Annotated in this window: 15 protein-coding genes; 9 read left to right on the top strand and 6 right to left on the bottom strand. The window is 69.9% G+C overall.

All coding sequences use genetic code 11. The features are described from left to right. The first annotated feature begins 370 nt into the window (after nt 1–370). Entirely contained in the window at nt 371–1,111 is a 741-nt protein-coding gene (locus ACW4TU_RS20685; RefSeq protein WP_457429578.1) for a dienelactone hydrolase family protein, read from the top strand. A 161-nt stretch (nt 1,112–1,272) separates the two neighbouring features. Here the strand turns inward: ACW4TU_RS20685 and ACW4TU_RS20680 are convergent, their stop codons facing one another. The 6 genes from ACW4TU_RS20680 to ACW4TU_RS20655 all read right to left on the bottom strand — a co-directional run bounded on the left by ACW4TU_RS20680 (nt 1,273) and on the right by ACW4TU_RS20655 (nt 7,023). Beyond that, the gene (locus ACW4TU_RS20680) at nt 1,273–2,724 is read right to left on the bottom strand and encodes a HAMP domain-containing sensor histidine kinase (RefSeq protein ID WP_457429576.1); all 1,452 of its coding nucleotides are present in this window, start codon (nt 2,722–2,724) and stop codon (nt 1,273–1,275) included. Next, nucleotides 2,721–3,458, bottom strand: a complete 738-nt coding sequence (locus ACW4TU_RS20675) for a response regulator transcription factor (RefSeq protein WP_457429574.1) — start codon at nt 3,456–3,458, stop codon at nt 2,721–2,723. Before ACW4TU_RS20675 ends, ACW4TU_RS20680 begins: the two co-directional genes overlap by 4 nt. 98 nt (nt 3,459–3,556) lie before the next feature. Then, nucleotides 3,557–3,754: a hypothetical protein gene (locus ACW4TU_RS20670; RefSeq protein ID WP_457429572.1), complete on the bottom strand. Its 198-nt coding sequence runs from the start codon at nt 3,752–3,754 to the stop codon at nt 3,557–3,559. A 51-nt stretch (nt 3,755–3,805) separates the two neighbouring features. Next, entirely contained in the window at nt 3,806–4,984 is a 1,179-nt protein-coding gene (locus ACW4TU_RS20665; RefSeq protein ID WP_457429571.1) for a S1C family serine protease, read from the bottom strand. A gap of 108 nt (nt 4,985–5,092) precedes the next feature. Further along, nucleotides 5,093–6,118, bottom strand: a complete 1,026-nt coding sequence (locus tag ACW4TU_RS20660; RefSeq protein ID WP_457429569.1) for a LacI family DNA-binding transcriptional regulator — start codon at nt 6,116–6,118, stop codon at nt 5,093–5,095. 104 nt (nt 6,119–6,222) lie between these two features. Then, a complete protein-coding gene (locus ACW4TU_RS20655; protein WP_457429568.1) occupies nt 6,223–7,023 on the bottom strand; it encodes a response regulator transcription factor in 801 nt (266 codons plus the stop codon). Nucleotides 7,024–7,296: 273 nt separating this feature from the next. Here ACW4TU_RS20655 and ACW4TU_RS20650 point away from each other — a divergent pair, with 273 nt between their 5' ends. The 8 genes from ACW4TU_RS20650 to ACW4TU_RS20615 all read left to right on the top strand — a co-directional run bounded on the left by ACW4TU_RS20650 (nt 7,297) and on the right by ACW4TU_RS20615 (nt 12,716). After that, nucleotides 7,297–8,184, top strand: a complete 888-nt coding sequence (locus ACW4TU_RS20650; protein WP_457429566.1) for an alpha/beta hydrolase — start codon at nt 7,297–7,299, stop codon at nt 8,182–8,184. 72 nt (nt 8,185–8,256) lie between these two features. After that, nucleotides 8,257–8,511, top strand: a complete 255-nt coding sequence (locus ACW4TU_RS20645) for a MoaD/ThiS family protein (RefSeq protein ID WP_457429565.1) — start codon at nt 8,257–8,259, stop codon at nt 8,509–8,511. Nucleotides 8,512–8,521: 10 nt separating this feature from the next. Then, the gene (locus tag ACW4TU_RS20640) at nt 8,522–9,625 is read left to right on the top strand and encodes a hypothetical protein (RefSeq protein ID WP_457429563.1); all 1,104 of its coding nucleotides are present in this window, start codon (nt 8,522–8,524) and stop codon (nt 9,623–9,625) included. A 332-nt stretch (nt 9,626–9,957) separates the two neighbouring features. Continuing rightward, nucleotides 9,958–10,701 (top strand): LmeA family phospholipid-binding protein, encoded by a 744-nt coding sequence (locus ACW4TU_RS20635; RefSeq protein WP_457429561.1) that lies wholly within the window; start codon nt 9,958–9,960, stop codon nt 10,699–10,701. A 237-nt stretch (nt 10,702–10,938) separates the two neighbouring features. Next, nucleotides 10,939–11,019 carry an Ms5788A family Cys-rich leader peptide gene (locus ACW4TU_RS20630; RefSeq protein WP_351335063.1) on the top strand — a complete coding sequence of 27 codons (81 nt, stop codon included), beginning with the start codon at nt 10,939–10,941 and terminating at the stop codon, nt 11,017–11,019. 185 nt (nt 11,020–11,204) lie between these two features. Then, nucleotides 11,205–12,044 (top strand): sulfurtransferase, encoded by an 840-nt coding sequence (locus tag ACW4TU_RS20625; RefSeq protein ID WP_164416824.1) that lies wholly within the window; start codon nt 11,205–11,207, stop codon nt 12,042–12,044. A 39-nt stretch (nt 12,045–12,083) separates the two neighbouring features. After that, complete coding sequence (locus tag ACW4TU_RS20620; protein WP_055524959.1) at nt 12,084–12,371, top strand: DUF1416 domain-containing protein; 288 nt, start codon at nt 12,084–12,086, stop codon at nt 12,369–12,371. 84 nt (nt 12,372–12,455) lie between these two features. Then, a complete protein-coding gene (locus ACW4TU_RS20615; RefSeq protein ID WP_457429559.1) occupies nt 12,456–12,716 on the top strand; it encodes a DUF3099 domain-containing protein in 261 nt (86 codons plus the stop codon). The last annotated feature ends 17 nt before the right edge of the window (nt 12,717–12,733 follow it).

Genomic DNA, 12,733 nt, shown 5'->3' with positions numbered 1-12,733 from the left:
CGGAAGGATCGGGAGACAGGCCCTGTCCGAAGCGGAGTTGGCCGAGAGTAGACGCAGTGCCAAGAAAGTGTGGACTGGCTGAGAACGACAACCCGGGCCCCACCAGGGCATTCTCGATCATGCAAACGGGGGTTTCCTCGGCCGTGTGGCTGATCAGCCACACGGCCGAGGAGCGTTGCCGGATCGGCGCAGCCATAAAACCCGTTGGCGGACCACGGCGACCACTGCTACTTTGCCGGAGGCCGTGGGAGAGAACGAGGAGGTGGTACCCGTGAACGCTGTATCGACATGGGTGCTCCCCTCCGGGGCCACGGTCGGGCGATAGGTCGTCCGGGAGCGCCGTTCAAGCGCACTCCCGAAAGGCACGACCATGCGATTCACTTCCGAACAGCGTCTCGACGACGGCGTCCTCGAACGCGAATTCACCCTCGGTGACATCCCCGGACTCCTGTGGACACCCGCATCGGCGTCCGCATCCGCACCGGCGCCGCTGATCCTGCTCGGCCACCCTCCCCTCGGGCTGCGCAAGATGTACCCCCGACTCGTGGCCCGGGCCCGGCACTCCGTGGCGGAGGGTTTCGCCGCAGCCACCATCGAGCTCCCCGGGAGCGGAGACCGGCCCCGTTGGCCCGCCGTCGAGCAGGCCCGTGCCGACCTGCGCCGGGCGGTGGAGGCCGGCGAGCCGGTCAGCGACGAGATCGTCGACGCCCTCGTCCTCCCGCTGGTCGACAAGGCGGTCCCGGAATGGCAGACCGCCCTGGACGCACTCCTGTCGCTGCCCGGGATCGGTGGCCCGGTCGGGTACTCGGGGGGAGTGATCTCCATCGGCGTCCGGCTGGCGGTGGTCGAGCCTCGTATCTCGGCCGCCGTTCTGTTCGCCGGGAGTTTCGTGCCGCGCGCCCTGTTCGAGGAGGCCCGGCAGGTCACCATTCCCCTGCACGTCCTGCTGCAGTGGGACGACGAAGGGAACGACCGGCAGGCGTCCCTGGACCTGTTCGACGCCTTCGGCTCCAAGGAGAAGTCCCTGCACGCCAACATGGGCGGGCACACCGGTGTCCCGCAGTTCGCGGGGGACAACGCGGCCCAGTTCCTCACCCGACACCTGAAGTGAGGCCGGGCCGTCGGACCGGCAGCGGACGGTAGCCGCTGCCGGCCGGCAGACGAGCACAACCGCCCCGATCGCGGCGGTACCGGCCGGCCATCGGCGGTACCGGCCGGTCGGGGCGGCGCTCGGCCCGAACCTCGACGCCCACGCTGAACCGCTTGGGCGCCCTACATCGCCTCCGGCGGCGGAATCGCCGCCCCCGGCAGCCGTACGGTGGCCACCGTGCCGCCGCCCGCCGCGCGGGCCAACGTGACCTCACCGCCCGCCTGTTGGACCGTACGGGCGACGATCGACAGACCCAGGCCCGAACCGGGGAGGGCGCGTGCACTCGGTGAGCGCCAGAAGCGGTCGAAGACGTGGGGGATCTCGTCGGCGGGGATACCGGGCCCGTGGTCGCGGACCGTCAGGGTGCCGCCGCTGAGCTGCACCTCGATCGTGCCGCCCTCGGGGCTGAACTTCACCGCGTTGTCCAGGATGTTGACCACCGCCCGCTCCAGCGCAGACGGCTCCGCCCGGACGAACCAGGGCTGGATGTCCGCGGTGATCGTCAGCTCGGGTCCACGGAGCCGGGCCCGGCGCAGGGCCGACTCCACGGTGTCCTCCATGGCGACCACCTGAACGCGCTCACCTCGCTGGCCCTCCGAACGGGACAGCTCCTGCAAGTCACCTATCAGGGCGGCCAGTTCGGTCATCTGGGCCTTCACCGAGGCGAGGAGTGCCTTGCGGTCGGCCTCGGGGATCGGGCGGCCCGTCTCCTCGCTGCGGGTGAGGAGTTCGATGTTCGTGCGGAGGGAAGTCAGGGGGGTGCGGAGTTCGTGGCCGGCGTCCGCGATCAACTGTTGTTGCAGCTCATGGGAGTTGGCGAGCGAGGAGGTCATCGAGTTGAAGGAGCGGGAGAGGCGGGCGATCTCGTCGTCGCTGTCCTCCTCCACCGGGATGCGGACGCTCAGGTCCTCGGTGCGGGCGACGTGTTCCACGGCCTCGGTGAGCTTGTCCACGGGGCGCAGGCCCGCCCGCGCCACCGCCAGCCCGGCCGCGCCGGCGCCCACGACTCCGATACCGGAGACGAGGAGGAGGATCAGGGCCAGCTCATTGAGGGTGGACTCGGTGCCCTTGAGAGGGACCGCGATGACGAGGGCGGCACGGTACGGCTGCGTGCCGGGACCTTCGCTGACAGCTACGGGCAGGGTCATCACCCGTACCGAGTCGCCGTTCTTGTCCGTGCCGTTATGGAGGATGCCGTTGGTGGCGCTGGTGTCCTCGATCAGCTCTTTGTCGGCACTGGTCACCTTGACCGTGCCCTCCGAGAACCCTGCGACGCAGATGGTTCCGTCCGGCTTGACCAGTTGGAGGTAGTTGTTCGGAGCCCGGAAGTCGTTGCTGTTCTGCTGCGGGGTCTCGCTGCAGTTGGCGACGAGCTGGCGGAGGCTGTTGTCGTCGAACCCGCGCTGGGTCATCTTCTGAAGGTCGTTGTCGACCTGGTCGTACAACTTGCCCTGCACGATGAACCAGCACGTCACCGAAACCGCCGCCACCGCGAACGCCACAGCCGCAGCGACCAGCAACGCCAGCCGCGACCGGATCGGCAGGGATCGGTACCGGCGTCCCACTCTGCTCATTCCGCGCCGCCCTGTCGAAGCACATACCCCACGCCCCGGACCGTGTGGACGAGGCGCGGCTCGCCGCCCGCCTCCGTCTTGCGGCGGAGGTACATGACGTACACGTCGAGGGAGTTGGAGGACGGCTCGAAGTCGAAGCCCCAGACCGCCTTCAGGATCTGCTCCCGGGTGAGGACCTGGCGCGGGTGGGCCAGGAACATCTCCAGGAGGGTGAACTCCGTGCGGGTCAGTTCCACCGACCGGGCGCCGCGCGTCACCTCGCGCGTCGCGAGGTCCATGCGCAGGTCGGCGAAGGTGAGTGCCTCGTCCTCCGGGAGGCTGCCCGCCACGGCCGCCGCCGCGTAGGAGCTGCGGCGCAGCAGGGCCCGTACCCGGGCGAAGAGTTCGTCCAGTTCGAAGGGCTTGACCAGGTAGTCGTCCGCTCCCGCGTCCAGGCCGGTGACGCGGTCGCCGACCGTGTCCCTGGCCGTCAGCATCAGGATGGGCGTGGTCGTGCCCGCGCCGCGCATACGCCGGGCCGCCGTCAGGCCGTCCATCCTCGGCATCTGGATGTCGAGGACGACCAGGTCGGGCTGGTACGCGGTCGCCTTCTCCAGGGCGTCCGCGCCGTCGACCGCGACCTCCGTGTCGTACCCCTCGAAGGCGAGGCTGCGCTGGAGTGCTTCGCGCACAGCCGGCTCGTCGTCGACGATCAGGATGCGCTGGGTGTCACGGTCGCCTTCGGCGGGGCTCATGGTCGTGGATTCCTCGGGTGCGGTGGGACGTGTCGGGCGCCTTCAGCCTCGCACGTTTCCGGTCTGCTGCGGAGAGAAGGGATCAGCTGTGGAGCGGATCAGCTGAGTGCGGGACGGCGACCGCGCGTCGTGACCCTGCGGGCGGCGGCCGTATGCGTGACCGTGGCGACCTCCGCGGCCCGGGTCGTCGCCGTCGGCGGGTGCAGGGCGAAGGCCACGCCGAGGGCGAGGTCCAGGGCGGCCGGGCCGGTGGCCGCCGTACCGGCGGTCAGCTTGTGCGAAACCTGCTTGATCATGACGTACCCCTCATCTCACTTCGGTTCTCGTGCGTGTGCCGGGCGTCGACGTCAGCTGGTGGAGCCCGAGCGCAGGGTCGCCAGGTCGGACTTGACGGTGTTGATCGGGATGGCGAAGCCGAGGCCCGCGCTGCCCGCGTCCGACGAGGACGAACTCGCCGAGTACATCGCGGAGTTGATGCCGATGATGTTGCCGTTCATGTCGATGAGCGCGCCGCCGGAGTTGCCGGGGTTGAGGGACGCGTCCGTCTGGAGGGCCTTGTACGTCGTCGTGGACGTGCCGGTGTCGCCGTTGAACTGCTGGCCGCCGAACTCGAACGGCCAGCCGCCACTGCCGCCGCCCTGCTGTTGCTGCTGGCCCTGGCTCTCCTCGGTGGCGACGGTGACGTCACGGTTGAGGGCGGACACGATGCCGCTGGTGACCGTGCCGGTCAGGCCCTCGGGGGAGCCGATCGCCACGACCTCGTCGCCGACCCGGACGCCGGCGGAGTCGCCGAGGGTCGCCGTCTTCAGGCCGGAGGCGTTCTCCAGCTTGATGAGGGCCAGGTCCTTCTTGCTGTCGGTGCCGACGACCTTCGCGGTGTACGTCTTGCCGTCGCTGGTCGACACCTTGATCGACGAGGCACCGGTGATGACGTGGTTGTTGGTGATGATCTCGCCGTCGGACGTGATGATCACGCCGGATCCGGTCGACGAACCCGCGTTGGAGGTCGCGTTGATCTCGACGATGCTCGGGCTGACCGCCGCGGCGACCCCGGAGACCGTGCCCTTGGCGCTCGACGGCACCACGTTGGTGCTGGTGCTGCTGGAGGTGACGGCGGAGTCGGAGTTGGTGAGCTCCTGGATGCCGTACGCCGTGCCGCCGCCTATCGCCGCGGCCACGATCGCCACGGCGGCGAGGAGGGCGAAGGGGCCCTTCGCACGCTTCCTGCGCGGGGCGGAGGCGGCGTGATCGGCGGGGGGCTCCGCGAGCAGGGTGGCCGTGGCCGCGGGCTGCTCCTGCGTGGCCTGCGGGCCGTACGGAGCCTGCTGGGCCTGGGGCTGGGCCGGTTCCTGGTACGCGGGCTGCTGGACCGTCGGCGGCTCGAACGCCGGCGGGGGCGGCCACTCGGGGTTCACCGGGGAGGAAGCCTGGGGGGCGGAAGCGTACTGCTGCTGGGGGTACGCCGACTGCGGCTCGTGGCCCTGGGGGGTCTCGTACTCGCCGCTGCGGCGGAAGCTCTCGGTCATGGAAGAGAGCTTGTCCCGTCAGCATGAGAGCTGGCTGAGTGCTCCCTGAGAAGCCCGACAGAAGCTCGTATGCCCGAAATAAAGACCCCGGCCGAACGGCTGGAGCGTCTACTCGCAGCCGCAGGAACGCCGGGTCACCAACCGGGACGGGAACAGCTTCAGCCGCTCGCGCCGCGAGCCCGCCACCCGTACCCCGTCGTCGAGGACCAGGTCGACGGCCGCCCGGGCCATGCCCGGGCGGTCGGAGGCGACGGTGGTGAGGGGCGGGTCCGCCAGGGCCGCTTCCTTGATGTCGTCGAAGCCGGCCACCGCCAGCTCGCCGGGGACGTCGATGCGCAGTTCGCGGGCCGCGCGCAGCAGGCCGATGGCCTGGTCGTCGGTGGAGCAGAAGATGGCCGGGGGACGGCGGGCCGGGTCGGCGAGGATCTCCAGGGCGGCCTTGTAGGCGTCGTACCGGTTGTAGAGGGCCTCGAAGAGGCGGCCCTCCGTGGGGACGCCGGCCTCGTCCATCGCGCGCCGCCAGCCCTGGACGTGGTCCGAGACGGGGTCGCCGACCGCGGGGGTCTCGGCGATGCCGCCCATACAGGCGACGTACTCGTAGCCGTGCTCCAGCAGGTGGCGGACGGCGAGGTGGGCGCCGCCGAGGTCGTCCGTGACGACGGCGGCGTCGTCTATCGCCTCGGGGCGTTCGTGGAGGAGGACGACCCGGGCGTCCCAGGCCTCGATCTCCGCCGCCGCGTTGTCGTTCAGGGCGTGGCTGACCAGGATCAGCCCGGAGACCCGCATACCGAGGAACGCCCGCAGATAGTGGACCTCGCGCTCGGCGACGTAGTCGGAGTTGCCGACCAGCACCATCTTTCCGCGCTCGGACGCGGCCTGTTCGACCGCGTGCGCCATCTCCCCGAAGAAGGGCTGGCGCGCGTCCGGCACGATCAGGCCTATGAGGTCCGTGCGCCGCGACGCCATCGCCTGGGCGACCCGGTCGGGCCGGTAGCTCAGTTCCTTGATAGCGGCGAGGACACGCTCGCGCGTGGCCGGGGCAACCGGCCGGGGTCCGTTGTTGATGACATAGCTGACGACGGCGGTGGAGGTACCCGCCAGCCGAGCCACATCATCCCTAGTCACCTTGGCCACGCGCGGAGTCTACGCGGATGGACCCGCTCTGGGCAGGGCGTAAGGAATTCGATCCACCCGCCCGGAGCGCGGACCAGCCGTGCGTCACCGCCCGGCCACCGAGGTCACGCCTCGGCGGTGACCTCGGACGACTCCTCGACGGCGTCCAGGGCCGCTGTATCGCCCGTAACGCCCGCAACGTCCGACTTTGCGAGGGCTGCCTTGGCCTTCGCCTCGTCGCTCGTACGGTCGCCCTTCTCCGGCGTAACGAATCGATAACCGACGTTCCGGACGGTCCCGATCAGCGACTCGTGCTCGGGGCCGAGCTTCGCGCGCAGCCGTCGTACGTGCACGTCGACCGTCCGGGTGCCACCGAAGTAGTCGTAGCCCCAGACCTCCTGGAGGAGCTGCGCGCGCGTGAACACGCGGCCCGGGTGCTGGGCGAGGTACTTCAGCAGCTCGAACTCCTTGAAGGTGAGGTCGAGGACCCGGCCCTTCAGCTTCGCGCTGTACGTCGCCTCGTCGACCGAGAGGTCGCCGTTGCGGATCTCCATGGGGGAGTCGTCGTTGACGATCTGCTGGCGCCCCATGGCGAGCCGCAGTCGTGCCTCGACCTCGGCGGGCCCGGCGGTGTCCAGGAGAACGTCGTCGATACCCCAGTCGGCGGTGACGGCCGCGAGGCCGCCCTCGGTGACGACGAGGATGAGCGGACAGCCGGGCCCCGTGGAGCGCAGGAGCTGGCACAGGCTGCGTACCTGGGGCAGATCCCGCCGGCCGTCGATCAGGATGACGTCGGCACCTGGGGTGTCGACGAGAGCGGGTCCCTCCGCCGGAGCCACGCGCACGTTGTGCAGCAGCAGGCCGAGAGCGGGGAGTACCTCCGTCGACGGCTGGAGGGCATTGGTCAGGAGGAGAAGTGAACTCATCGAGTCCCACCTACCCGGATAGTCGTCGCCATACGGTCGTGCACGTTTCGCTCGCCCATAACGTCTGGTTCCTCCTCGGTCCCTGCGAGGACGTTGCGGTACTGCGGTACTGCTGTACTTCTGCACTGCTGTGCGATCTACGTGGCGTGGCGTACACCTGCGGTTTCCTACAGCGTTCCGCTTCGTAACCCGCTTCGTATACAGCGCCACCGAAAGCACAAAAGGACTCGGGGGCTGCGCTGCCCGAGTCCTCTGCCCAGCAGAATAGCCCACATGAGCACTGGTCCGGCAGGTCATGTGACGCGATCTTTCACCGTCCCGAAATCTGAGACGGCCGATCGCACCTCTCTGCGGAGGTTTCTGACCACCGACGACGGGGTGACGATCGATGCCGTATACGAGCCGGGAGGCGTTGTATACGACACCTCGACGCCACTTTCCGATCACCTTTCCGATCACCTCGTGTTCGTCGTCGCGCACGGTTTCACGGGAGACGTGGACCGGCCGCACGTTCGACGGGTGGCGGCGGCGTTCGCGCAGTACGGGGCCGTGCTGACGTTCTCCTTCCGGGGGCACGGGGCGTCGGGCGGGCGCTCGACGGTCGGCGACCGCGAGGTCCTCGATCTGGCCGCCGCGGTCCGCTGGGCACGTGAGCTCGGGCACACCCGGGTGGCCACGGTCGGCTTCTCGATGGGCGGCTCGGTGGTACTGCGGCACGCGGCGCTGTACGGGAGTTCCGGGCGCCGGGAGCGCGGGGGGCGCACGGGGGCGGCGTCGGACGTGGTGGTTTCGGTGAGTGCGCCGGCCCGTTGGTACTACCGGGGCACGGCCCCCATGCGGCGCGTGCACTGGCTGGTGACCCGTCCCGAGGGCCGCCTGGTGGGCCGATACGGACTCCGTACGCGGATCCACCACCAGGACTGGAACCCCGTACCTCTCTCCCCGGTGGAGGCGGCGGCGCGGATGGCGCCGACCCCGCTGCTGATCGTGCACGGCGACCGGGACGGCTACTTCCCGGTGGACCATCCACGGATGCTCGCGGAAGCGGCGGGCGACACGGGCGAACTGTGGCTGGAGCCGGGGATGGGCCACGCGGAGCACGCGGCGGACGACGAACTGCTGCGGCGCATAGGGGACTGGGCGGTCACGAGGGCGGGCTAGCCTTGGCGGTGTCACAGACAACAGCAACAGACAATTGACTGCCGGCCGATCGAGGAAGCAGAGAACAGGCAGATGCCAAAGGTCACGGTGCGCTACTGGGCCGCCGCGAAGGCCGCGGCCGGGACCGCCGAGGAGCCGTACGACGCGGTCACCCTCGCCGGGGCGCTCGACCAGGTCCGCGAGCGGCACCCCGGTGAACTCGTCCGCGTCCTGCTCCGCTGCTCGTTCCTCATCGACGGTGACCCCGTGGGCACCCGCGAACATGAGACGGTACGGCTGGCCGAGGGCGGCACGGTCGAGGTGCTCCCGCCGTTCGCAGGAGGGTGAGCGCAGCGCTATGAGCGACCAGCAGCGATATGGGCAGCAGTACGGCGAGTCGTACGAGGGGTACGACCCGTACCAGCAGCCGCAGCAACAGCAGCAGTACGGGGGACAGCAGCCTCAGACTCCGGCCTGGCCCGGGCAGCAGCAGCCGGCGTACGACGACGGGCAGGCGCAGCAGTACACGCAGCAGTGGCAGGGGCAGACCTGGGAGACGCAGATGCAGGCCCCGGTGACGGCTGCCCCGGTGGTGCCGGCCGCGGTGGCGGAGGTACCGGAGACTCCGTACCTGCCGCCGCAGGGGGCCGGCGGGGATGCGGCCGGGCCCGGGTACGGGCCCGCCACGGTCGCGGGCAACACCCGCGTCACCGATGCGCAGCGGGCCCGGCTCGAAGGACGTTCGCCGATCATCGAGCCCGGAATGCAGCCGGCCGCCCTCACGGCACTGCTCGGGCTGCTGCTGTCGGGTACGGCGGCCGTCGGTACGTACGCGCTGGTGGTCCCCCTCGTCGTCCTCCAGGCGGTCACGGCGGCGGGCTGGTTCCGGCTGAACGGTATGTGGCCCGCCCGGCAGGGCATCGCCCTCGCCTTCGCGGGCGCGGTGACGGCTGATGTGGCGCTGCTGGCGGCGGGGCGAGAGAACGCGCCGACGGCGATCGTCGGCACGCTCGGGGTCTGGGTCGTGCTGACCCTCGTCCTGCAGCTCCGGTCCCACGCGGACCCGGACACCCGGATGTCCGGCCTGATGGCGACGATCGCCTCGGCGGCGCTGGCGATCATCGCGGCGGGTCACCTCGCGGCGGAGCCGGACGCGGTGAGCGTCGGGGCGGCCGCGGTCGCCGTGGCGGTGCTCGCGCGGGCGTTGCCGTTGCCGACGGTGGCGTCGGTGGTTGTTGCCCTGCTGGCGGCTGCGGGGGCGGGGATCGCGGTCGGGGGGATGACGGACCTGGGAAGCAAGGGTGCGTTGCTGGGGGTGGCTGCGGGTGTCTGTGCGCTCGTCGGACACCGGGTGGCCAGCTATGACTACCCGTCGAGGTTCGTCCACTTCACGGCGGGAGTGGCGTTGCCGCTGGCGGCGGCCGCACCGGCGGTGTACCTGGTGGGACGCGCGCTGACCTGAGGCGGCGCCTGGCCTGCGATGGGCGGGTATCAACTGTTCCGGCGTTCACAGTCGAGGCCGCCGCAGCCCGGGTCTTGTTTCCCACCCACCCGCCCGTTCGCCGTCTCTATCCAGCCCAGGTCCAGGCACCTCCAGCCCGTTGGGGGTCCCCCCTCCGGGGGAGTTTGAGGACGAGGCCCGTTCAGGGCCGAAAGGGGGGTCTGGGGGCGCCGCCCCCAGGGATGGGACGGGTAGGGGCGGCGGGGGCGAGGAATCGTCCCGCCTGTCACAAGCGATCTACAACCACCCCCGCCCCGGCCCCCGTCGAAGCCCCGCCGGGTACCGTCGCGACCATGCGTGCACTCCGAATACTCCTCATCGTCGCCATCATCCTCGGCGGCCTCTTCGTGATCGCCGACCGCGTCGCCGTCGGCTTCGCGGAGGACGAGGTCGCGGACCGCCTCAGGACCAGCGAGGGCCTGGCCACCACTCCCGACGTGTCGATCAACGGCTTCCCCTTCCTCACCCAGGTCGCCGGCGGCGAACTCGACGACGTCAAGGTCGGCATCAAGGACTACGACGCCGCCACCGGAACCTCCGGCCAGAACATCCGCATCGACGACCTCAACGCCCGGATGCGCGACGTCGAGTTCACCGGCGACTACAGCTCCGCCACCGCGGCCACCGCCACCGGCAGCGCGACCATCACGTACGCCGAACTGCTGAAGGCGGCCAAGTCGGCCGAGCGGGGGCCCACGGAGGTGGTCCCGGGGGTGACCGCCACGGTCGTGGGGCTGTCCGACGGCGGCAACGGCAAGATCAAGGTCGAGGTCGAGGCGACGGTGCTCGGCAAGAAGCTGCCGAAGCCGGTGTCGGTCCTCAGCACGGTCACGATCGACGCCGACACGGTGAAGGTGAAGGCGGACTCGCTGCCCAACCTGGGCATCGACCTCGCCGACGGCAGGATGCGCACGGTGACGGACTTCCAGCAGCGGATCGACGGTCTGCCCGGCGGCATCAAGCTGTACTCGGTCGTGGCGGCGAAGACCGGTGTGGACATCACGGTGCGGGGTTCGAACGTCAGCCTGGCTGGGTAGCTGGCTGGGTAGCCGGCGGATAGGACAGCTCAGGACGCCCCGTGTCGTGCGAGCGTCCACCTGGCGAGACAGCTTCGTCCGTACCGCAGATGAGATGACGAACGCACTCCCACCTCCTCGCCCGCACCCCGCCGATCACCGCCCCCTCCCCCCTCGTATCCCACATCGCGGACGATCGCGTCTCATCATGCGACACGCCGGTGACATCCCCGGCAATCCGTCCCTACGATCGACGCTATGCAGCGACAGGCGGATCTCACGAAGCGGCGGGCAGTAGACCTGTGCCGCGTCGCCGCCATGCTCTGTCGCCCTTTCTGAGCGGGAGCGCGCGGCGTCACCGGCGCACCACATCCCGCATCCCCGGCGCCCTTCACCCAAGGGTCCTCGTGCGCGAGTCGCAACAGGCCTGACCGCACACGAGCGGGTACGACCGGGTACGACCGCATTCGTACCCCCTCTGCTTACGCACCACCCCGCCGCAACTGCCCCGGAGGAGAAAAAGCATGAGCCGCAGCGACGTACTGGTTGACGCCGACTGGGTCGAGGCCAACCTCGACAACGCCGACATCGCCATCGTCGAGGTGGACGAGGACACGTCCGCCTACGAGAAGAACCACATCCGCAACGCCATCCGGATCGACTGGACCAAGGACCTCCAGGACCCGGTCCGCCGTGACTTCATCGACGAGGAGGGCTTCGAGAAGCTCCTCTCGGCCAAGGGCATCGGCAACGACACCCTGGTGATCCTCTACGGCGGCAACAACAACTGGTTCGCCTCGTACGCCTACTGGTACTTCAAGCTGTACGGCCACGACAGCGTCAAGCTGCTCGACGGCGGCCGCAAGAAGTGGGAGCTCGACGCCCGCGAGCTGGTCGAGGAGGTCCCGGAGCGGACCGCCACCGTCTACAAGGCCAAGCCGCAGAACAAGTCCATCCGTGCCTTCCGCGACGACGTCGTGGCGGCCATCGGCTCGCAGAACCTGGTCGACGTGCGCTCGCCCGACGAGTTCAGCGGCAAGCTGCTCGCCCCTGCCCACCTCCCGCAGGAGCAGTCGCAGCGCCCGGGCCACGTCCCGTCCGCCCGCAACATCCCGTGGTCGAAGAACGCCAACGACGACGGCACCTTCAAGTCGGACGACGAGCTCAAGGAGCTCTACGCCGACGAGCAGGTCGACCTCGCCAAGGACACCATCGCGTACTGCCGTATCGGTGAGCGTTCCGCGCTCACCTGGTTCGTCCTGCACGAGCTGCTCGGCGTGGAGAACGTCAAGAACTACGACGGCTCCTGGACCGAGTACGGCTCCCTGGTCGGCGTTCCGATCGAGCTCGGCGCCAACAAGTAACCCTCGTAGTCAGTCAAGGCCTGAAGGACGGAAACGAACATGTGTGGAGCGAAGGCCGGCGGCCCGGACGCCTCGACGATCAAGCCCGGTGAGACCACGATCCAGGGTCAGGTGACCCGCGACGGCGAGCCGGTGGTCGGATACGTCCGCCTCCTCGACTCGACCGGCGAGTTCACCGCCGAGGTCCCCACCTCGGCGACCGGGCAGTTCCGCTTCTACGCGGCCGAGGGCACCTGGACCGTCCGCGCCCTCGTCCCGGGCGGCACGGCCGACCGCACGGTCGTCGCCCAGACGGGCGGCCTCTCGGAGGTCGCCATCGCCGTCTGACGGCACCAGCGGCAGTAACCGAAGGGCCGTACTCCTTGACCTTGGGGTACGGCCCTTCGCCGCGCGCGGAACTACCCTTGACCCATGTACGCGCGACGGCGCCACGCCTACTTCGCCATGATGGGGACGTGCATCGGCCTCTTCGTCCTGGCCTGCGGCGTCGTACGCCTCTGGTCGGTGCCGGTGGCCGTCGGTATGTGCGTGGTGGCGATGGTGATCCCGCCCCTGGCGGCGATGGTCGCCAACCGCCGGGGCCCGGACGACCGCTGGTGGGACGACCCGTCCGGCGACTCCAAGTCCGACGAGTGGTGGGACGAGCTGGACGGCAAGAAGCGCCGGCAGTGATCGGGAGGGTGAAGGGG

The organism is Streptomyces kryoterrae (genome assembly GCF_054072135.1).
Note: the sequence above shows the minus strand (reverse complement) of the source record. Positions and strands in the feature narration are given on the sequence as shown.